Origin of the sequence: Cellulomonas phragmiteti (assembly GCF_016862775.1) — a bacterium.
Classification (GTDB): Bacteria; Actinomycetota; Actinomycetes; order Actinomycetales; family Cellulomonadaceae; genus Cellulomonas; species Cellulomonas phragmiteti.
This window is the reverse complement of sequence record NZ_BONP01000013.1, coordinates 22,128-41,485: the sequence shown is the minus strand read 5'-3', so window position 1 is coordinate 41,485 and position 19,358 is coordinate 22,128. Positions and strand designations below refer to the sequence as shown.

At 74.5% G+C, this 19,358-nt stretch carries 19 protein-coding genes; 10 read left to right on the top strand and 9 right to left on the bottom strand.

Annotated elements, in window-relative coordinates:
* Nucleotides 1-39: 39 nt before the first annotated feature.
* The 5 genes from Cph01nite_RS11850 (at nt 40) to Cph01nite_RS11830 (ending at nt 5,918) form a co-directional block, all read left to right on the top strand.
* Nucleotides 40-1,677, top strand: a complete 1,638-nt coding sequence (locus tag Cph01nite_RS11850; RefSeq protein WP_203674416.1) for a (2,3-dihydroxybenzoyl)adenylate synthase — start codon at nt 40-42, stop codon at nt 1,675-1,677.
* Nucleotides 1,674-2,489 (top strand): SDR family oxidoreductase, encoded by an 816-nt coding sequence (locus Cph01nite_RS11845; protein WP_203674414.1) that lies wholly within the window; start codon nt 1,674-1,676, stop codon nt 2,487-2,489. The genes Cph01nite_RS11850 and Cph01nite_RS11845 overlap by 4 nt, the downstream gene beginning before the upstream one ends.
* The gene (locus Cph01nite_RS11840; protein ID WP_203674412.1) at nt 2,486-3,628 is read left to right on the top strand and encodes an isochorismate synthase; all 1,143 of its coding nucleotides are present in this window, start codon (nt 2,486-2,488) and stop codon (nt 3,626-3,628) included. Before Cph01nite_RS11845 ends, Cph01nite_RS11840 begins: the two co-directional genes overlap by 4 nt.
* The gene (locus Cph01nite_RS11835; RefSeq protein ID WP_239069217.1) at nt 3,625-4,278 is read left to right on the top strand and encodes an isochorismatase family protein; all 654 of its coding nucleotides are present in this window, start codon (nt 3,625-3,627) and stop codon (nt 4,276-4,278) included. Before Cph01nite_RS11840 ends, Cph01nite_RS11835 begins: the two co-directional genes overlap by 4 nt.
* Before the next feature lie 215 nt (nt 4,279-4,493).
* A complete protein-coding gene (locus Cph01nite_RS11830; RefSeq protein WP_203674410.1) occupies nt 4,494-5,918 on the top strand; it encodes a glycoside hydrolase family 10 protein in 1,425 nt (474 codons plus the stop codon).
* A gap of 118 nt (nt 5,919-6,036) precedes the next feature.
* Here the strand turns inward: Cph01nite_RS11830 and Cph01nite_RS11825 are convergent, their stop codons facing one another.
* The gene (locus Cph01nite_RS11825) at nt 6,037-6,297 is read right to left on the bottom strand and encodes a hypothetical protein (protein ID WP_203674408.1); all 261 of its coding nucleotides are present in this window, start codon (nt 6,295-6,297) and stop codon (nt 6,037-6,039) included.
* 66 nt (nt 6,298-6,363) lie between these two features.
* On the opposite strand from Cph01nite_RS11825, the gene Cph01nite_RS11820 reads away from it, so the two are divergent.
* The gene (locus tag Cph01nite_RS11820; protein WP_203674406.1) at nt 6,364-7,308 is read left to right on the top strand and encodes a pseudouridine synthase; all 945 of its coding nucleotides are present in this window, start codon (nt 6,364-6,366) and stop codon (nt 7,306-7,308) included.
* 170 nt (nt 7,309-7,478) lie between these two features.
* Complete coding sequence (locus tag Cph01nite_RS11815; RefSeq protein ID WP_203674404.1) at nt 7,479-9,653, top strand: cellulase family glycosylhydrolase; 2,175 nt, start codon at nt 7,479-7,481, stop codon at nt 9,651-9,653.
* Between the two features lie 60 nt (nt 9,654-9,713).
* Here Cph01nite_RS11815 and Cph01nite_RS11810 read toward each other — a convergent pair whose 3' ends face one another.
* Complete coding sequence (locus tag Cph01nite_RS11810) at nt 9,714-10,586, bottom strand: oxidoreductase (protein ID WP_203674402.1); 873 nt, start codon at nt 10,584-10,586, stop codon at nt 9,714-9,716.
* A gap of 122 nt (nt 10,587-10,708) precedes the next feature.
* Here Cph01nite_RS11810 and Cph01nite_RS11805 point away from each other — a divergent pair, with 122 nt between their 5' ends.
* Nucleotides 10,709-11,134: a winged helix-turn-helix transcriptional regulator gene (locus Cph01nite_RS11805; RefSeq protein WP_203674399.1), complete on the top strand. Its 426-nt coding sequence runs from the start codon at nt 10,709-10,711 to the stop codon at nt 11,132-11,134.
* A 157-nt stretch (nt 11,135-11,291) separates the two neighbouring features.
* On the top strand, nt 11,292-13,613 hold the full coding sequence (locus Cph01nite_RS11800) for a glycoside hydrolase family 9 protein (protein WP_203674397.1): 2,322 nt from the start codon (nt 11,292-11,294) through the stop codon (nt 13,611-13,613).
* Nucleotides 13,614-13,777: 164 nt separating this feature from the next.
* Here Cph01nite_RS11800 and Cph01nite_RS11795 read toward each other — a convergent pair whose 3' ends face one another.
* The 5 genes from Cph01nite_RS11795 to Cph01nite_RS11775 form a co-directional block, all read right to left on the bottom strand.
* On the bottom strand, nt 13,778-14,074 hold the full coding sequence (locus Cph01nite_RS11795; RefSeq protein ID WP_239069216.1) for a hypothetical protein: 297 nt from the start codon (nt 14,072-14,074) through the stop codon (nt 13,778-13,780).
* Nucleotides 14,071-14,400, bottom strand: a complete 330-nt coding sequence (locus tag Cph01nite_RS11790) for an ArsR/SmtB family transcription factor (protein ID WP_203674395.1) — start codon at nt 14,398-14,400, stop codon at nt 14,071-14,073. The genes Cph01nite_RS11795 and Cph01nite_RS11790 overlap by 4 nt, the downstream gene beginning before the upstream one ends.
* 104 nt (nt 14,401-14,504) lie before the next feature.
* A complete protein-coding gene (locus tag Cph01nite_RS11785; RefSeq protein ID WP_203674393.1) occupies nt 14,505-15,170 on the bottom strand; it encodes a hypothetical protein in 666 nt (221 codons plus the stop codon).
* Nucleotides 15,171-15,172: 2 nt separating this feature from the next.
* Nucleotides 15,173-15,745, bottom strand: a complete 573-nt coding sequence (locus tag Cph01nite_RS11780; RefSeq protein ID WP_203674391.1) for a SigE family RNA polymerase sigma factor — start codon at nt 15,743-15,745, stop codon at nt 15,173-15,175.
* Between the two features lie 229 nt (nt 15,746-15,974).
* A complete protein-coding gene (locus Cph01nite_RS11775; RefSeq protein WP_203674389.1) occupies nt 15,975-16,640 on the bottom strand; it encodes a TetR/AcrR family transcriptional regulator in 666 nt (221 codons plus the stop codon).
* A 96-nt stretch (nt 16,641-16,736) separates the two neighbouring features.
* On the opposite strand from Cph01nite_RS11775, the gene Cph01nite_RS11770 reads away from it, so the two are divergent.
* The gene (locus Cph01nite_RS11770) at nt 16,737-17,633 is read left to right on the top strand and encodes an SDR family NAD(P)-dependent oxidoreductase (protein WP_203674387.1); all 897 of its coding nucleotides are present in this window, start codon (nt 16,737-16,739) and stop codon (nt 17,631-17,633) included.
* A 180-nt stretch (nt 17,634-17,813) separates the two neighbouring features.
* Here Cph01nite_RS11770 and Cph01nite_RS11765 read toward each other — a convergent pair whose 3' ends face one another.
* Entirely contained in the window at nt 17,814-18,473 is a 660-nt protein-coding gene (locus Cph01nite_RS11765) for a Type 1 glutamine amidotransferase-like domain-containing protein (RefSeq protein WP_203674385.1), read from the bottom strand.
* An 81-nt stretch (nt 18,474-18,554) separates the two neighbouring features.
* Complete coding sequence (locus Cph01nite_RS11760) at nt 18,555-19,133, bottom strand: hypothetical protein (protein WP_203674383.1); 579 nt, start codon at nt 19,131-19,133, stop codon at nt 18,555-18,557.
* Nucleotides 19,134-19,358: the final 225 nt, after the last annotated feature.

Below are 19,358 nucleotides of genomic sequence, written 5' to 3'. Positions count from 1 at the left end.
CGGGTGAAACCGTAATGCATATGAGTATCATTAGCATCCATGTCCTCCCCTCCTCGTCCGACCCGCGACGCCCAGGGGCTGACCCACGGGCCCACCTGGCTCCCCGTGCCGCGCACCCATGCCGAGCACCTCGTCAAGCGCGGCTGGCGCGAGCGCCGCACGCTCTCCGAGCTCCTGCGCGCACAGGTCCGGTCGCGCCCGGAGCACCTGGCCCTGGTCGCCGGGGACGTCCGGCTCACCTACGCCGACCTGGACCTTCACGCCGAGCGGTGCGCGGACGTGCTCCGCACGCACGGCGTGCAGCCCGGTGACCGGGTGCTCCTGTGCGTCGGCAACCGCGCCGAGCACGTCGTCGCGTTCTACGCCGCCGTGCGGGCCGGGGCGGTGCCCGTCCTCGTCCTGCCCACGCTCGGCGACGCCGACGTCCGGGCCGTCGCCGTCGCCGCCGAGGTGTCGGCCGCGGTCGTCGTCGAGCGTCAGGGGCGCCGTGACCTGCGTGATCTCGCCGTGTCGCTGCGCGCCCTGCCGCACGTCCGGGCGGTCCTGCGCCCGCAGGACCTGGACGTCCGGTCCACCCCCCGCGCGACGCCCCCGACGGGGTCGGGCCGCGACGACGCCGACGCCGAGGACCTGGCCCTGCTCACCCTGTCGGGCGGCACAACGGGCACGCCCAAGCTCATCCCGCGCACGCACGCCGACTACGGGTACAACGCGCTCGCATCCGCCCGCGCGTGCGGCGTCGGCCCGGACGCGGTGTACCTCGCGGTGCTGCCCGCCGCGCACAACTTCACGATGGTCTCGCCCGGGATCGTCGGTGTGCTCTCGAGCGGCGGCACCGTCGTGCTGTCCCCCGACCCGAGCCCGACGACCGCGTTCGCCCTGGTCGAGCGCGAGCGCGTCACGCTCACCTCGCTGGTCCCGGCCCTGGTCCCCGCCTGGCTCGACGAGGCGCGCCGCACGCCGGCCGACCTGGGGTCCCTGCGGATCCTGCAGGTCGGCGGGGCGCGGCTGGACGACGCCACCGCCCGGCGGGTGGGCCCGGAGCTGGGCTGCACCCTGCAGCAGGTGTTCGGCATGGCCGAGGGCCTCAACTGCTACACGGACCCGGCCGGGTCTCCGGACGTCGTGTGCACCACGCAGGGACGTCCCGTCTCGCCCGGGGACGAGGTGCTGGTCGTCGACGAGCAGGACCGGCCCGTGCCGGACGGCACCCCGGGCGAGCTCCTGACCCGCGGCCCGTACACGATCACCGGGTACTACGGCGCACGCGAGCTCGACACCGTGCGCTTCACGGCCGACGGCTTCTACCGCACCGGGGACGTCGTGACCCGCTCACCCGACGGTGACCTGACCGTCGTCGGGCGCGTCAAGGACCAGGTCAACCGCGCGGGCGAGAAGATCGCCGCGGGCGAGGTCGAGGAGCTCCTCCTCGCCCGCCCCGACGTGCGCGGCGCCGCGGTCGTGGGCGCCCCCGACCCGCACCTCGGCGAGCGCTCTGTCGCGTTCCTCGTCGTGGACGGCCCGGGGCCCACACGCGAGGACCTCCGCCGCGACCTCACGGGCCGCGGGGTCACGGCCATCGCGGTGCCCGACGAGGTGCGCGTCGTGGCCGGCCTGCCGCTGACGGGCGTCGGCAAGGTCGACAAGCAGCGCCTGCGCGCCTGGGCGCAGGCATGACGGCCCGGCGGTACGGCACCCGGCCCGTCGCGCTCGTCACCGGCGCGGCGCGCGGCATCGGACTGGCCGTCGCACGGCTGCTCGCGGGCCGCGGGGACCACGTCGCCTGCCTCGACGTCGACGCCCGCGCGCTGCACGCCGCCGTCGCCGAGGGTGTGCGCGACGGGCTCGCGCTGTCCGCCCACCCGGCGGACGTCACCGACGCAGGCGCGGTCCAGGACGCGGTGCGCACGGTCGAGGACGAGCACGGGCCCGTGGTCAGGCTCGCGCACTGCGCCGGGGTCGTCCACGTCGGCGACCTGCTGCAGGCGGACGGGCACGACCTGGCCCGACTCCTCGACGTGAACGTCGGGGGCGTCCTGCACGTGGTGGGCGCCGTCGGTGCGCGCATGGCCGCACGCGGCACCGGGGCCGTGGTCGTCGTCTCCTCCAACGCGGCCGCAACCCCCCGGCGCGGGATCGGCGCGTACGCCGCCTCCAAGGCCGCCGCCACGATGCTCGCACGGTGCCTGGCGCTCGAGCTCGCCCCGCACGGGGTCAGGTGCAACGTCGTCTCGCCCGGCTCGACCGACACGGCGATGCTGCGCGCGACCCTCGGGACCGACCTCGACGAGGACGCGCTGCGACGTGCCCACGAGCGCACGGTCGCCGGCTCCGCACCGGACTTCCGCCTGGGCATCCCCCTGGGCCGGATCGCCACGGCCGACGACGTCGCGGACGCGGTCGCGTTCCTGCTGTCCGACGACGCGCGCCACATCACCCTGCACGACCTGCGCGTCGACGGCGGAGCGACGCTGGGCGCGTCCGCGTGAGCGCCGCGCACGCCGCGCCGACGACGCCCCCGCTGATCCTCGCCGGCCCGCACGACGCGCTCGTGCTGGACCCGCGCGCGGCCGTCGCGGTGTCCGACCCGGGCGGCCCGGACGCGCTCGCCGACGCCGTGGACCGTGCGCTCGCGGACCACGGAGGGCCCGCCGTCGCCGCCGGGGCCGTCCCGTTCGACCACGGGCGCGTCGGGTCCGACGCGCAGGCTCCCCCCGCGCGGATCCTGGTGGGCCGCCCGCGCTGGACCGACCGGGACGGCGCGCTGCCCGACGTGCCCGGCCACGCGCCGGTGTGGCGGCGGGTCGCGGGTGTCGGCGGTCTGCGGCACGCCCGCCGGGTGGCGCGCGTGCTCGACGCGCTGGCCGGCGGTGCGGCCGAGAAGGTGGTGCTCGCGCGCCGGCTGGACCTCGCGGCCGACGGGCCCGCGGAGGTAAGGGCGCTGCTGCACCGGCTGGCCCGCCGCGACCCGGCCGCCACGGTGTTCTGCGTCCCGCTCGACGACGGCGGGGTCTTCCTGGGGGCGACGCCCGAGCTGCTGGTCGCACGGACCGGGCCGCAGGTCACGGCCCACCCGCTGGCGGGCTCGCTGCCGCGCAGCACCGACCCGACCGAGGACGCGGCACGCGCCCGGCGCCTGGCCCGCTCGGACAAGGACCTGCGCGAGCACGCGTACGTCGTGGACGACGTCGTGCAGACCCTGCGCCCGTGGTGCACGCACGTCGAGGTCGGGGAGCCGACCGTCGTGCGCACCGAGCGCGTGTGGCACCTGGGCACGCCGGTGACCGGCCGGCTGCGGGACCCGGGCACCGGCGCGACGCGCCTGGCCCTGGCCCTGCACCCCACCCCGGCCGTCGGCGGCACCCCGACCGGTCCGGCCGTCGCGCTGGCCCGCGCCGTCGAGGGCCGTGGTCGCGGCTACTACGCGGGCGCCGTGGGCTGGCAGGACGCGTCCGGCGACGGTCGTTGGTACGTCGCGATCCGCAGTGCCCACCTGGCCCCCGACGCCCGCCGCCTCACGCTGCACGCCGGGGGTGGCATCGTCGCCGGCTCCGACCCGGCGACCGAGGTCACCGAGACCGACGCCAAGCTCCGCACCGTGCTCGACGCCCTGGAGGTCCGCTCGTGAGCCTGCCCCGCATCGCCCCCTACCCGATGCCCGTGAGCGTCCCGCCGGGCCGCGCCACGTGGGAGCTCGACCCGGACCGGTGCGTCGTGCTCGTGCACGACGCGCAGCGGTACTTCCTCGACGCGTTCGAGCCGGGCGTCGAGCCGATGACCGTGCTGCTGGACCACCTCGAGCGCATCGTGCACGCGGCGCGCGGTCGGGGCGTGCCGGTCGTGTACTCCGCACAGCCGGGTGACCAGGCCCCGGGCCCGCGGGGACTGCTCAAGGACTTCTGGGGTCCCGGCCTGCGGGCCGTCCCCGAGCACACCGACGTCGTCGACCGGCTGGCCCCGCGGCCCGGGGACGTGCGGATCACCAAGTGGCGGTACAGCGCGTTCCAGCGCACGGACCTGCGCGAGACGCTGCAGGAGCTCGGCCGGGACCAGATCGTCGTCACCGGCGTCTACGCGCACCTCGGCTGCCTGCTCACGGCCGCCGACGCGTTCATGCGCGACCTCGAGACGTTCTTCGTCGCCGACGCCGTCGCCGACTTCTCCGAGGCCGAGCACCACGCCGCAGTGCACTACGCCGCGGGGCGCTGCGCCCGGGTGCTGCTCGCGGCCGACGTGGTGGCGACGCTGGAGCAGGGCGATAGTTTCGAGTCGCGCTGACGCGACGACGGGGCTCCGGCCGCCACGCCGCCAGCGTCGCCGCTACGACCCCGTCAGGGCCACGCCTCTGACCTGCGCGTTCACTGCACGTCCAGACGAACCGTCGGAACTGTAGCGTTTATGTTGATTGCGAAGGTTTCCTCGAAGATGGACAGTGGGGGCCTTGCCGACCGGCTCAGAGCTGACCCGGCGATCGGCTCGATCTAGGAGGAACCATGACCTCACCCAGGCCCCCGCTCGGCAGCAGGCGCACCCGCAGCGCCCGCGCCGCAGCAGCCGTCGCGATCCTCGCCCTCGCAGCGACCACCGCTGCGGCCGGCTCCGCCCAGGCAGCCGGCTCGACGCTGCAGGAGGCTGCCGCGCAGAGCGGCCGCTACTTCGGCACGGCGATCGCCGCCAGCAGGCTCAACGACTCGATGTACACGACCATCGCCAACCGTGAGTTCAACATGATCACGGCCGAGAACGAGATGAAGATGGACGCGATGCAGCCGCAGCGCGGCACCTTCAACTTCGCCTCCGGCGACCGGATCGTCAACTGGGCCACCCAGAACGGCAAGCAGGTCCGTGGGCACGCGCTGGCGTGGCACTCCCAGCAGCCCGGCTGGATGCAGAGCATGGAGGGCTCGGCCCTCCGCACGGCGATGCTGGACCACGTCACGCGGGTCGCCACGTACTACCGCGGCAAGATCCACAGCTGGGACGTGGTGAACGAGGCGTTCGCCGACGGGTCCTCCGGGGCGCGTCGTGACTCGAACCTGCAGCGCACGGGCAACGACTGGATCGAGGCGGCGTTCCGTGCCGCCCGCGCCGCCGACCCGCAGGCCAAGCTCTGCTACAACGACTACAACACGGACGACTGGACGCACGCCAAGACCCAGGCCGTCTACAACATGGTCCGCGACTTCAAGGCCCGCGGCGTGCCGATCGACTGCGTCGGCGTCCAGTCGCACTTCAACGCGCAGAGCCCCGTGCCGAGCAACTACCAGACGATGCTCTCGAGCTTCGCCGCGCTCGGCGTGGACGTGCAGATCACCGAGCTCGACATCGAGGGCTCCGGCTCCGCGCAGGCCGAGAACTACCGGCGCGTGATCCAGGCGTGCCTCAACGTCCCGCGCTGCACCGGCATCTCCGTCTGGGGCGTGCGTGACCCCGACTCGTGGCGCGCCTACGGCACCCCGCTGCTGTTCGACGGCAACGGCAACAAGAAGCCCGCCTACACCGCGGTCCTCGACACGCTGAACGCGGCCTCGCCGTCCAGCCCGCCGCCCACCACGCCGCCGCCGACCACGCCGCCGCCGACGACCCCGCCGCCGACGACTCCCCCGCCGACGAGCCCGCCGCCCACCACGCCGCCGCCCACGTCGGGCAGCTGCTCCGCGGCCCTGACGATCGCGAACAGCTGGCCCGGTGGCTACCAGGCCACGGTCACGGTCACCGCCGGCTCGGCCGGGCTCAACGGATGGCGCGTCACCCTGCCGGGCGGCGTCTCGACGTCGAACGTCTGGAACGGCGTCATCTCCGGGAGCGTCGTGTCGAACGCGCCGTACAACGGCTCGCTCGGGTCCGGGGCGTCGACGTCCTTCGGGTTCATCGGCAACGGCAACGCACCTGGTGCCGGCTCGCTGACCTGCAGCTGACCAGCTCCTCCCGACCGGCTCCGCGCCGGCCGACCTGACGACGGCGCCGCACCTCCACGGGTGCGGCGCCGTCGTCGTGCGTGGACGGGCGGGCGGGCGCACGACGGCGCGGGGCCGGTCAGCGGAGGTACTGGGTGACCGCCTCGCGCACGACCGCGGCGGCGCGCCGGTCGAGCGCGTCCGGGGACGCCGACGCGGGCGAGGTGCCGGGCTCCCGCCCAGCCGCCCAGGCCCGGACGAGGGCCGCGCGCGCGTCGTCCGGCGTCGCCGACGGCACCTCGTCGAGCACGGCCGGCACGAGCCAGTCGACGTCGAGCGTGCCGCCCGGAGGGCCGAACACGCGCTCCCCGCTCACCCAGTCGGTCGGTCCGGTGCTCATGCGGCCATGGTGCGCGCCCGGCGGTCGTCCCGCCAGGGGTGAGCGCGCGCCTCGTACGATCGACGGGTGCCACCCCGCTCGCCGCTGCCGGCACGCCACGGCCTGGCCGCTGCGCGGCTGCGCACCCCGGACCGCGTCCGCACGGTCACCGACCCGTGGGCGACGATGGGCGCGTGGCTGCGCCACCGCCTCCCCGAGCACGTCGACGTGACGCAGATGCTCGCGCAGGGGCGCTTCGTCGACGAGGACGGGCGCGCGCTGCGGGACGACGACGCGTACGCGCCCGCCCGGCACGTCTGGTTCCACCGCGACCTGCGCGACGAGCCGGTGGTCCCGGGCGAGATCCACGTCGTGCACCGCGACGAGCGCCTCGTCGTCGTCGACAAGCCGCCGTTCCTGTCGACGATCCCGCGGGGGAACCACGTCATGCAGAGCGTCGTGGTCCGGCTGCGCGCCGCGCTGGACCTGCCGGAGCTCTCGCCGCTGCACCGGCTCGACCGGGTCACGTCCGGGCTGCTCATGCTGGCGACCGAGCAGCGGTGGCGCGGCCCGTACCAGACGGCCTTCGAGCGCCGCGCCGTCGACAAGACGTACCGGGCGCTGGCGCCGGTGCGCGACGGCCTCGAGCTGCCGACGGTCGTGCGCAACCACATCCGCAAGGAGCGCGGCACCCTGTGCGCCGAGGTGGTGCCGGGCGCCGCGGTCAACGCCGAGACGCGGGTGGAGCTGGAGCGCGAGGTCGACGGGCTGGGGCTCTACCGGCTGACGCCCCGGACCGGCCGCACGCACCAGCTGCGCGTGCACCTGAACGGCCTGGGCATCCCGATCGTCGGGGACCCGCTGTACCCGGTGGTGCGCGACGTGCCCGTGGACGACTTCCGGCACCCCCTGCAGCTGCTGGCCGCGGAGGTCGCGTTCACCGACCCCGTCGACGGGCGGCACCGGGAGTTCCGCTGCGTGCGGTCCCTGCCGCTCGGTGAGCAGCCGCCGTCGGAGCAGATCCAGCGCTAAATGTTTCACCGGTGGTTCGGTGATCGGGGCGCTCCTACGTTGCGTCGTCGGAGGCGCGCCGCCCTTCCACTCGTCCTGGCGTCGGCGCGTGCGCGCGCGACGGAGCCGTCGCGCAGCGGTCCGGTCGCCGTCCGCAGGGTGCGGGCTGCGGGAGCGGCGAGGAGAGACCCATGATCACAGCGGGACTACCGGGCCGGGCGCGCAAGCGCTTCGCCCTGCTCGTCGGCGCCCTGGCGGTGCTGCTCCTCGGCAGCGGCATGACGGCCCCCGGCGCCCAGGCCGCGGCCGGGTGCCGCGTCGACTACACGGTCCCCGGGCAGTGGCCGAGCGGCTTCACCGCCGACGTGAAGGTCACCAACCTCGGTGATCCGCTCGACGGCTGGCGCGTCGCGTGGACGTTCCCGGCGGGTCAGCGCGTCACGCAGGCCTGGAACGCGACGACCACCGCCACGGGCGACCAGGTCGTCGCGTCGCACCTGGGCTACAACGCCCGGGTCGCCACGGGCGGGACGTTCTCGTTCGGGTTCAACGGCTCCTGGGCCGGCAGCAACACGGCGCCGAGCGCGTTCACGCTCAACGGCGTCGCGTGCACCGGCCAGGTGGGGTCCACGCCGACCCCGACGCCCACCACCTCGCCGACGGCCACGGCGTCGCCCGCGCCCACGCCCACGACCTCGCCGCGACCGACCACCTCACCGACGCCGACGCCGAGCGCCACCCCGTCCCCCACACCCACGCCCACCCCCACGCCGCAGCCCGACGACGCCATGGCCGTCGTCGCCGCGATGCAGCCGGGGTGGAACCTGGGCAACACGCTCGACGCGATCCCGGACGAGACCGCGTGGGGCAACCCGCTGACGACCCGCGAGCTCATCCGCCACGTGCGGTCGGAGGGCTACCGCAGCATCCGGATCCCGGTGACGTGGAACGGGCACCACGGCCCCGCGCCGGACTACACGATCGACCCGGCGTGGCTCGCGCGCGTCGAGCAGGTCGTCGACTGGTCGCTGGACGAGGACCTCTACGTGATGCTCAACCTGCACCACGACTCCTGGGAGTGGATCGACGACTACCCGGCCGACCGGGCCGGCGTCCTGGCGCGCTACCGGGCGCTGTGGGACCAGCTGGCCACCACGTTCCGCGACCGCTCGTCCCGGCTCGTCTTCGAGAGCGTCAACGAGCCCCAGTTCGCCGGCAGCACCGACGCCCAGGGCGACGTGTACACCCACGAGCTCAACGTGGACTTCGTCGAGCGCGTCCGCGCGTCCGGCGGGGGCAACGCGACGCGGCTGCTGGTCCTGCCGACCCTGCACACCAGCAGCGAGCAGCCCCGCCTCGACGCGCTGGCCGCCACGATCGACCAGCTCGACGACCCGAACCTCGCGGCGACCGTGCACTTCTACGGGTGGTGGCCGTTCAGCGTAAACATCGCGGGCGGCACGCACTACTCCAGCAACGTCGAGGAGGACCTCGTCGCCTCGTTCGACCGGGTGGCCGCCACGTTCGTCGAGCGCGACGTCCCCGTCGTCATCGGGGAGTGGGCGCTGCTCGCCTGGGACCACACCCGGCCGGGCATCATCCAGCGCGGCGAGTTCCTCAAGTACCTCGAGGCCGTCGGGTATCACGCCCGCACCCGGGGGCTGACGACGATGGTCTGGGACGCCGGCCAGTTCCTCGAGCGACCCACCCTGCAGTGGCGTGACCCGGGCGTGCACGCCATGATGCGCTCGAGCTGGACGCAGCGCTCCGGGACCGCGTCGTCGGACCAGGTGCACCTGCCGCGCAGCGGCACCCTCACCGCCCGCTCGCTCACGCTGAACCTCAACGGCACCACGTTCCAGGGGCTGCGGCACGGCGGTACGGACCTGGTCCGTGGCACCGACTACACGCTCGCCGGCACCACGCTGACGCTGACGCCCGCCGCGCTGACCCGCCTGGCCGGGGACCGCGCGTACGGCGTCAACGCCACCCTTGAGGCCCGGTTCTCCACGGGGGTGCCGTGGCGGATCAGCATCATCACCTCCGGGACACCGGTCCTGGCGGCCGCGACGGGCACCACCAGCGCGTTCGCGATCCCCACGCAGTTCCGCGGGGACACGCTGGCCACCATGGAGGCGCGGTACGACGACGGCTCGGGGGCCGGGCCCGCGTCGTGGACGACGTACAAGGAGTTCTGGAGCAGCTTCCGGCCCGACGCGTCCGGCACCGCCATCACGCTGACGCCGGAGTTCTTCCAGGAGGTCCGCGACGGCCGCGTGACGCTGACGTTCCACTTCTGGAGCGGGGCGCAGGTGACGTACGTGATCACGCGGTCCGGCACGTCGGTGGTGGGCGGTCCGGCCTGAGGCCCTGAGGGCGCCCGAGGGCGTGAGGTGCCGCGGCCACCCCACGCCCTCGGGCGTCGGTCAGCCCGCGATGCCGTCCAGCTCGGCCACGTCGTCGTCGGACAGCACGAGGCCGGCCCCGGCGACGTTCTCGCGCAGGTGAGCGGTCGAGGACGTGCCGGGGATCAGCAGGGTGTTCGGGGACCGCCGCAGCAGCCATGCCAGGGCGACGGCCGTGCGCGTGGCGCCGAGCCGGGCGGCGACGTCCGCGAGCGCGTCGGCCTGCAGGGGTGTGAAGCCGCCGAGGGGGAAGAACGGCACGTAGGCGATGCCGTCGGCGGCGAGCGCGTCGACGAGGGCGTCGTCGTGCCGGTGGGCCAGGTTGTACATGTTCTGCACGCACACGACCCGGCCGATGCCCCGGGCCTCGGTCACCTGGTCCGCGGTGACGTTGCTGAGGCCGAGATGCCGGACCAGGCCCTCACGCTGCAGCTCGACGAGCGTCCCGAAGGCCTCGGCGAGCGACCCTGCGCGGGGGCCCTGGGCGTCACCCATGCGCAGGTCGACGAGGTCGAGCCGGTCCACGCCGAGGCTCTCGAGGTTCTCGTGGACCTGGCGCCGCAGGTCCGCCGGGCGCCGGGCGGTGGGCCACCCGCCCTGGGCGTCGCGGGTCGCGCCGACCTTGGTGGCGATCACCAGGTGGTCGGGGTACGGGTGCAGCACCTGGCGGATCAGCTCGTTGGTGGTGCGCGGCCCGTAGGCGTCGCTGGTGTCGAGGTGCGTGATCCCGAGGTCGACCGCGGTCCGCAGGACTGCGCGGGCGGCGTCGGGGTCGGGGGGCGGGCCCATGACGCCGGGCCCGGCCAGCTGCATGGCCCCGTACCCGAACCGGGTGACCGTCAGGTCGCCGAGGGCCCACGTGCCGCCGGGGAGCGAGAGCGTGCTGGTGGTCATCTGTCAGCCTTTCGAGGACGGCGGTGGTGCCGGTCCGCACCGGTGGCTAGCCTGGGCGACATGCTTCCTCTTCGGAAGTAGTTACCCGGAAGTGCGTTGGTACCCGTGAGGACGTGGTGAGGATGACGACGACGGCCGCACAGCGCCGCGCGCAGGCCAAGGTGCAGTACGACGCCTACCTGGCCGCGTGCCCCAGCCGGCAGCTGATCGACCGCGTCTCCGACAAGTGGGTGACCCTGGTGCTGTCCGCCCTCGGCAGCGGGCCCGACTGCACCGGTGACCCCCGCCCGATGCGCTACTCCGAGATCGCCCGGGTACTCGCGGGCGTGAGCCCGAAGATGCTGGCCCAGACCCTGCGCTCGCTGGAGGGCGACGGCCTGGTCTCCCGGACGGTCACGGCGACGGTCCCCGTCACGGTGACCTACGAGCTCACGGACCTGGGCGTATCCCTGCACGCGACCCTGCGTCAGATCAAGCGCTGGGCCGAGGAGCACATGGACGACGTGCTCGCCCACCGGGCGGCGCACGCGCGCACGACCTCGGCTTAATCGATTCCGGGTCGGCACCCCCCTCCGGCGTCCGACGTCGCGGACCTACCGTGAGCGAGGCGCTGCGGCGTCGGGGCTGCCCAGCGACGGGCCGCGCTCGACGCGGGCGCCGTCCCGTCACGCCGTCCGCCACGTCGTCGCCCACCTGAGGACCGTCATGTCACCGATCACCCGACGCCGCACCGTGCGCCACGGCCGGCCCGCCCGCGGGGCGGTCACGACCGCCCGCGTCCTCGCGATCACCCTGGCCCTCGCCGTCGCCGGCATGGCTGCACCCCCGGCGGTCGCCGCACCCGACCCGGGCACGCCCGTGAAGGTCAACCAGGTCGCCTACGTGCCCGGCGTCGCCAAGGTCGCCACGCTCGTCAGCACGTCGACCACCCCGGTCGCCTGGACGCTGCGCGACGCCGCGGGGCGCACGGTCGCGTCGGGCACGACCACCGTCCGCGGCGCGGACGCCCTGTCCGGCGACCGGACGCACCTCATCGACTTCTCGGCCTACGACACCCCCGGCACCGGGTACGTCCTGTCCGCCGGCGGCGCGAGCAGCCACCCGTTCGACATCTCCGCCGGCCCGCTGCGGCAGCTGCGGTCCGACGCGCTCGCGTTCTTCTACCACCAGCGCTCGGGCATCGCGATCGAGTCGCGGTACGTCGGCAGCACCTACGCGCGCGCCGCCGGGCACCTGGGCGTCGCACCCAACCAGGGCGACACGAGCGTGCCGTGCCGGACGTCGTGCGGCTACAGCCTGGACGTGCGCGGCGGCTGGTACGACGCGGGCGACCACGGCAAGTACGTCGTCAACGGCGGCATCGCGACGTGGCAGCTGCAGAACGCGTACGAGCGCACGCTGCACGTGCCCGGCGCGGACCGCGCCGCCCTCGGCGACGGCACGGCGGCCATCCCGGAGCGCGCCAACGGCGTGCCCGACGTGCTCGACGAGGCCCGCTGGGAGGTCGAGTTCCTGCTGCGCATGCAGGTGCCCGCCGGCCGCACCGACGCCGGCATGGTGCACCACAAGATGCACGACGAGAACTGGACGGGCATCCCCACGGTCCCGTCGCAGGACTCCCAGCGCCGCGTGCTCGCGCCCGTGAGCACCGCGGCGACCCTCAACATGGCCGCCGTCGCCGCGCAGGCGTCACGCCTGTGGGCGTCGTACGACCCGGCGTTCTCCGCGCGGGCCCTGACGGCCGCGCAGACCGCGTACGCCGCGGCGAAGGCGAACCCGAACCGCATCGCGTCCGACACCGACGGCACCGGCGGCGGCGCCTACGGCGACCGGTCCGTCACGGACGAGTTCTACTGGGCGGCCGCCGAGCTGTTCGCCACGACCGGGTCGGCGTCGTACCGCGCCGACGTCACCGGCTCGTCGTTGTACCGCGGCACGAGCTTCGCGCAGCGCGGCTACGACTGGGGCTGGACCGGCGGCCTGGGCGACACGACGCTCGCCCTCGTCCCGACGGACCTGCCCGCGGCCGACGTCGCGGCGACGCGCGCCGCCATCGTGTCGTTCGCCGACGCCGCCCTCACGCGGCTCGCCGGCCAGGCGTACCCGGCCCCCAACAACCCCGGGAGCCTGTACTACTGGGGCTCGAACGGGCAGGTCGCCAACAACGCCAACGTCCTCGCCCTCGCGTACGACTTCACCGGCCAGGCACGGTACCGGACGGCCGTGTACGGCGCGCTCGACTACTTCCAGGGCCGCAACCCGCTCAACCAGTCGTACATCGCTGGCTACGGCGAGAACCCCGTGCGCAACGTGCACCACCGGTTCTGGGCGCACCAGGCCGACGCGTCCCTGCCGATCGCGCCGCCCGGGTCGTTCTCCGGCGGGCCCAACAGCGAGCTGCAGGACCCGGTCGCGGCCGCCGAGCTCGCCGGCTGCGCGGCGCAGAAGTGCTTCGTCGACGACATCGAGGCGTACTCGGTGAACGAGGTCGCGATCAACTGGAACTCGGCGCTCGTCTGGCTCGCCGCGTGGGCCGCGGAGCAGGCGGGCGGGTCGACACCCACCCCGACCCCGACCCCCACGCCGACGACGACGCCGACGCCGACGCCGACGGTCACCCCGACCCCGACCCCGACCGTCACGCCCACGCCCACGCCGACCGTCACCCCGACGCCGACCGTCACCCCCACCCCGACGCCCAGCCCCACGGCCTCCGCGTCCTGCCGGGTCACCTACACGGCGAACTCCTGGGGCACGGGCTTCACCGCCGCGGTCACCGTGACCAACACGGGCTCGACGCCGTGGTCGTCGTGGCAGCTCGGCTTCACGTTCGCCGGTGACCAGCGGGTCACCCAGGGCTGGAGCGCGACCTGGAGCCAGACGGGTGCCGCGGTCACCGCGACCAACGCCGCCTGGAACGGCTCACTGGCCGCGGGCGGGTCGACGAGCATCGGGTTCAACGGCTCGTACAGCGGCACCAATGCGGCGCCGACCGGGTTCACGGTGAACGGCGCGGCCTGCGCCTGACCCCACGCGTGCCCGGGGCACCCCCGGGCACGGCGACGGCCGCCGGTCCTCGTGACCGGCGGCCGTCGTGTCGGCCGTCGAGGCCGCGGATCGGGAGGCTCGAGGCCCCCTGCGGGCCCGGCTCGTCGGCGACCGGCAGGCCACCGACGAGCGGCGTCGCGAGGTCAGTGCTCGTCGTAGTGGTCGTCGTGCGCGGCGTGCTTGTGGCCGTCGTGGACGAAGTCGACGTGGTCGCCGTGCTCGACGGCCTCGTGGCCGCAGTCGGTCCCGTGCGCGTGCTGCTCGGTGGTGTGCTCGGCGACGGACTCGTGCTCGTCGTAGTGGTCGTCGTGCTCGGCGTGGCGGTGCGCGCCGTGCAGGTAGTCCACGTGGTCGCCGTGCTCGACGGCCTCGTGGCCGCAGTCCGCACCGTGGCGGTGCTGGTCGAGCGTGTGCTCGGCGTGGGTGTCGGTGATCGTCATGCGTGTTCCTCCGAGGGTCCGTGCGGGGCGGCTGGGTGCGGTGGCTCCCGGGTGTGGGCGATCGCGTCGGCCACCACGTGGGCGACGTGCTCGTCCGCCACCCGGTAGGTGACTTCCCTGCCGTTGCGGACGGCGACGGCCAGCCGGCCCTCGCGCAGCGAACGCAGGTGCTGGGACACCAGCGGCTGCGACATTCCTGTCGCCTCGGCCAGTGCACCCACCGTGCGCGGCTCGTCGTGGATCAACGTCAGCAGCCAGAGCCTCGACTCGTGGCCGAGGACCTTGAAGACCTCTGCTGCGGCCGCCAGTCCCGGGTCACCGTCCACGTGACCAGCACACCACTCATATCGTGATATTGCAATGTTGACATGTGTTCTCACGTGGCCCACCGCCCCGCCTCGACGCGAAGGGACCCGCCCGGCTGCGCGCGTCAGTCCCGGCAGTACATCGTGACCTGCACGGTCCCCACGACACCGTCCCCGTACAGCTCGACGAACCGGGCGGCGTCCTCCTGCGTGTCGAAGTACATGGCCATCGCCGCCTCGTCCGGGTCCCGGCCGAGCGCCTCCGCCGCTCCCCGGTCGCACGCCAGGCTCCCCCCGCGGAGCCTCGTGTAGCCCAGGGCGGTCAGGCGCGCGTCGGCCTCCGCCAGCGCCGGGTCGTCGTAGGTCGGGGTCACCGCGACGTAGACGGCCCACGCGGTGCTGCCCTGCACCTCGTCGGACGGACGCGGCAGGGCGGGCGCGCTCGGCTCCGGGGGGACGGACGGGTCGGGCGTGACGACCGGGTCCTCCACCGGCGGGGGCGAGGGGGACGGTGCCGGAGTGCTCGTCGGGGTCGGCGTCACCGTGGGGGCACGGGTCGCCTCGGCCGTCGGCGACGGGGCGACGACGTCCGTTCGCTCGACCCGGTCCAGGAGCGCGGCCGCCCCGACGACGAGGCCGCCGGACGCCGCGACGGCGACGACCGCGACGGTCGCCGCGCGCGCCGCACGCCGCGCACGCAGCCGACGGCCGAGCTCCTCGACGGGCAGACGCGCCTCGCGCGCCGTGTCGTCGGCCAGCTCGCGCATGCCGTTCTCGAGATCGAAGTCCATGGTCAGCTCCCGGGTCGGGTGGTGTCGTCGATCTCGACCGTGAGGACGTCGACGGCACCGTCGGCGTCGTCACGACGGCTCGCCAGCGGGCCGAGGACGGACTCGAGCCTGCCGATCGCGTTGCTCAGGTAGCGCTTGACCGTCCCGGTCGCGAGCCCCATCCGGTCGGCAATCTCCGGGACGGTCAGGTCCTCGTAGAAGCGCAGCACGACGCACGCGCGTTCACGGGGTGTGAGCACCAGCAGGGCCGCGCGCAGGTCGAGCCGGTCGGGAGCGGACACGTCCGGGCCGTCACGGGCCCCGTCGTGCGCGAGCAGGTGGCGCAGCGCACCCAGGTGGCGCCGCCTGCGGTAGCCGTCGACGTACAGCGTGAGGATCGCGCGCCGCACGTACGCCTCGGCGACATCGGGCCGGAAGCCCGCGCGAGCACGCACGAACACCTTGAGCAGCGCGTCCTGGACCAGGTCCTCGGCCGCAGCCCGGTCGCCGGTCAGCAGGGAGGCGTACCCGACGAGCGCAGGGCCACGCTCGCGCGCCAGGGTGGCGAACGTGTCACGGACGTCCTGCGGGGTCATCGACGCTCCTGTGGTCGGGCCGGGCCACCCGCCCGGTCACCCCTGTGACGGACCGCGCCCCCGAAACGTTGTACGCGACCCTGGTCCGGCTCGTCACGTCCGGCCCCGGGTCCCACGAGCGGTCCACGTGGCATGCTGCCGGTGCCGGCTCAGGGTCGAACCAGGGTGTCACCTCGAGGCTGCAGGGTCGCGGAGCGTGCGACTGTCCGTGCCGCGTCTCACCGTCCGGTCAGGGGCGCGGCAGCACGCCCAGGAGCGCGGTGGTGAAGGCGGTGCGCAGCGCGTCCTGCAGGTCGAGGTGGAGCGCGGCGAGCGCGGGCTCCTGCGCGTAGGCGGCCAGGACGCTGGGCGGTGGGGGCGTGTAGGACGACAGGGCGCCGGCCGTCACGAGGGCCGTCAGGCAGAACAGCCGCGCGCCGTCGCCGAGCTCGGGGACGTGCTGCCGCACGAGGCGGGCCATGTGCTCCAGCAGCGCGAGCGAGGTCCGCTTGTGCCGGGTCACCACCCCAACCGAGACGTTGTGCTCGAGGACGCCGCCCTGCGCACCGAAGAGGTCGCACAGCACCGTCCGGCCGGCCAGGGAGCGGCTGAGGACCTCGGCGAGCTGCCGCGCGCGCTCGTCCGGTGCCGCGTCCGCGACCACCCCTGCCACCAGCTCGTCGGCCAGCTCGGTCAGCCAGCGCTCGAGGAAGTCGTCGAGCAGCTCGAGCAGGACCGCCTCGCGGGACTCGAAGTACCGCAGCACGTTCGACTTGGCCAGGCCGACGCGTCGGCTCAGCTCGTTGAGGCTCACGTCGGCCACGGGCATCTCGTCGAGCATCGCGGCCGCGGTGTCGAGGATCGCCCGGCGGCGGACCTCCCGCTGCTCCTCGCTGCGCGCCCGCTGGAACGTCATGCCGCCACCCTACCGTTACGGACCGCCGGTTCCTTGTGAACAGACCACTGGTCTGTTACGTTCTCACCACCGGCCCGACGACGCGAGGAGCCCACCATGAGCAGCTGGACCGAGCAGGACATCCCCGACCAGTCCGGCCGGGTGGTCGTCGTGACCGGCGCCAACACCGGGCTGGGCCACGAGACGGCCCGGGCGCTCGCCGAGCACGGGGCGCGCGTGGTCCTGGCCGTCCGCGACGTCGCGAAGGGCGAGCAGGCCGCCGCGCGGCTCCCGGGGGACGTCTCGGTCCAGGCGCTCGACCTGACATCCCTGGCGTCGGTCCGGGCCGCGGCGGCCGACCTGCGCGCCGCGCACCCGCGCATCGACCTGCTGATCAACAACGCGGGCGTGATGTACACGCCGAAGCAGACGACCGCCGACGGGTTCGAGCTGCAGCTCGGCACCAACCATCTCGGCCACTTCGCCCTCACCGGCCTGCTGCTCGACCGGCTGCTGCCCGTCCCCGGCTCCCGCGTCGTGACGGTCAGCAGCAACGCGCACCGCCTGCGGGCCGCCATCCACTTCGACGACCTGCAGTGGGAGCGGTCGTACGACCGGGCCGGCGCGTACGGCCAGTCCAAGCTCGCCAACCTCATGTTCACGTACGAGCTGCAGCGCCGGCTCGCATCGCACGGCACCACGGTCGCGGTCGCCGCCCATCCCGGGCTGTCGCGCACCGAGCTCGCGCGCAACGCGCCGACCGCCCTGCGCCTGCCCCTCACCTGGCTCTCGCCGCTGTTCCCGTCGGCGGCGATGGGCGCCCTGCCCACGCTGCGCGCCGCGACCGACCCCGGCGTCGTCGGCGGGCAGTACTACGGCCCCGACGGCCGCCGGGAGGTCCGCGGGCACCCGACGCTCGTCACGTCCAGCCCCGACTCCCACGACCGGGCCACCCAGCAGCGCCTGTGGACCGTCTCCGAGGAGCTCACGGGGGTCGCGTTCCCGGTGGGGTGAGCGGCGGTCGGGCAGCGGACGGCGCTACGCGATCTCGCAGTAGCGGCGGGCCGGCACCGCGGGGCGGCGCAGTCCGCCGCCCGTGCGGCGATCGGCCTCGCTCAGTGCCTGGGGTGAGACCACACCGACCTCCGTCCTGCGTCGCGACCCGACCATCCTCCCGCGACCGGCTCGAGGTGCTCAGCCGAACCGGACCCACCGCCCCTCGGAGACGACCTCCACGGCGCCGTCGACCACCGCGAGCGCCGTCTGCTCGTCGATCGCGTAGGCGGGGACGCCGATGTCGGCGGCCCACTGCTCGGCGTGGGCCCGGGTGTTCGTCGGGAAGGCGTCGAGGTGCGGGAAGATCGCGAAGTCGACGACGCCGAGGGTCCGGTCGTCCGGGGCGGCGGGCCACTCGACGAACCACGAGCCGATCCGCGGCGTCATGACCATGCTGCCCGCACTGACCCCGACCCAGACGGTGTCCGGCAGGGAGGGCAGGAGGTCGACCATCCCCGACGCGCGCATCCAGTGGGCGAGGTAGGTCGCGTCCCCGCCGTCGACGAGGAGCACGTCGGCCTGCCGCACCCACGGCACCCAGCGCTCGGCGTCGATCGTCGGCAGGGCCGTGAGCTCCAGGACGCCGAGCGACGCCCAGCCCAGGCCCGTCAGGTGCGGGGACGCGGGCCCGGCGGCGGCCAGCCTGCGCACGCCGTCCGGGCCGCACAGCGGGTGACCCCACTGCGCCGTCGGGATGCACAGCGCGCGGCTCTCGGCGACCGGCTTGCCGAGCATCCGCACGAGCGCCGCGTGGATGGCGGCGTTGGTCACGCCGCCCGACGTCAGGAGGAGCTTCACGGTGCCTCGCCTTCACGGGTGGACGGTGGGTCGTGGGGACGGCTCCGGCCCGCAGGGCCTCAGGCCGGTGGTTCTCGCCGGTTACATCCACAGCGGCGGGCACGCGTCCTGGGCGTCGAGCAGCCGGTCCCCCGGGACGTCGCCGTACACGACCCACCCCGGGTCGCTCGGGGTCGACGTGAGGCCGGCCAGCGCCGCCTCGTCCGTCGGCCGCGCCGGGACGGGGTACCCCGCCGCGGCGAGGCACGCCGCGACCGCGTCGAGCTGCTCGAGCCGCAGGCGGGCCGCCTCCGGGGAGAGGGCCGGGGTCGGCTGGTCGTAGCCGAACTGCGCCTCGCACGTCGCCACGTCCTCCAGCAGAGCAGGGCGCTGCTCTGCGGAGGCGTTCGCTGAGATCGACCCGTTCACGGACTCCGCCTCCCACCCGTGGGTCCGCAGACAACCGATCATGTTGACCAGGTAGTCCGACCTCGGCGCGATCGTCGACGTCGGTGTGGGCGTCGGCGTCGCGGTCGGCGTCGGCGTCGCGGTCGGTGTGCTGCGCGGGGTCGGTGCTGCGGCCGGGTCCTCGCCCGACGATGAGCAGCCGGTCGCGACGAGGGCGGTGACCAGCACGGACACCGCGAGCGTGGCCGCTCGACGCTCACGCCGCCGCGTCACGCAGCGCCCCGAGGGTGCGGCGGCGGACAGGGCTGACCGGGGGGTGTGCACGCGCGAACCTTGTCCGACCCGCTCAGCGCCGTCAACCGCCGTCCACCGCCGTCCACCCACGACGCTGCGGTCGGGCGTGAGATGCAGGAGGCCTGTCCTCCACCCCTGCCTGACGCGGGACCCGACCTCCCGGACCTCGGCGTGATCTGATGGCGGGATGACGCAGACGGTCGA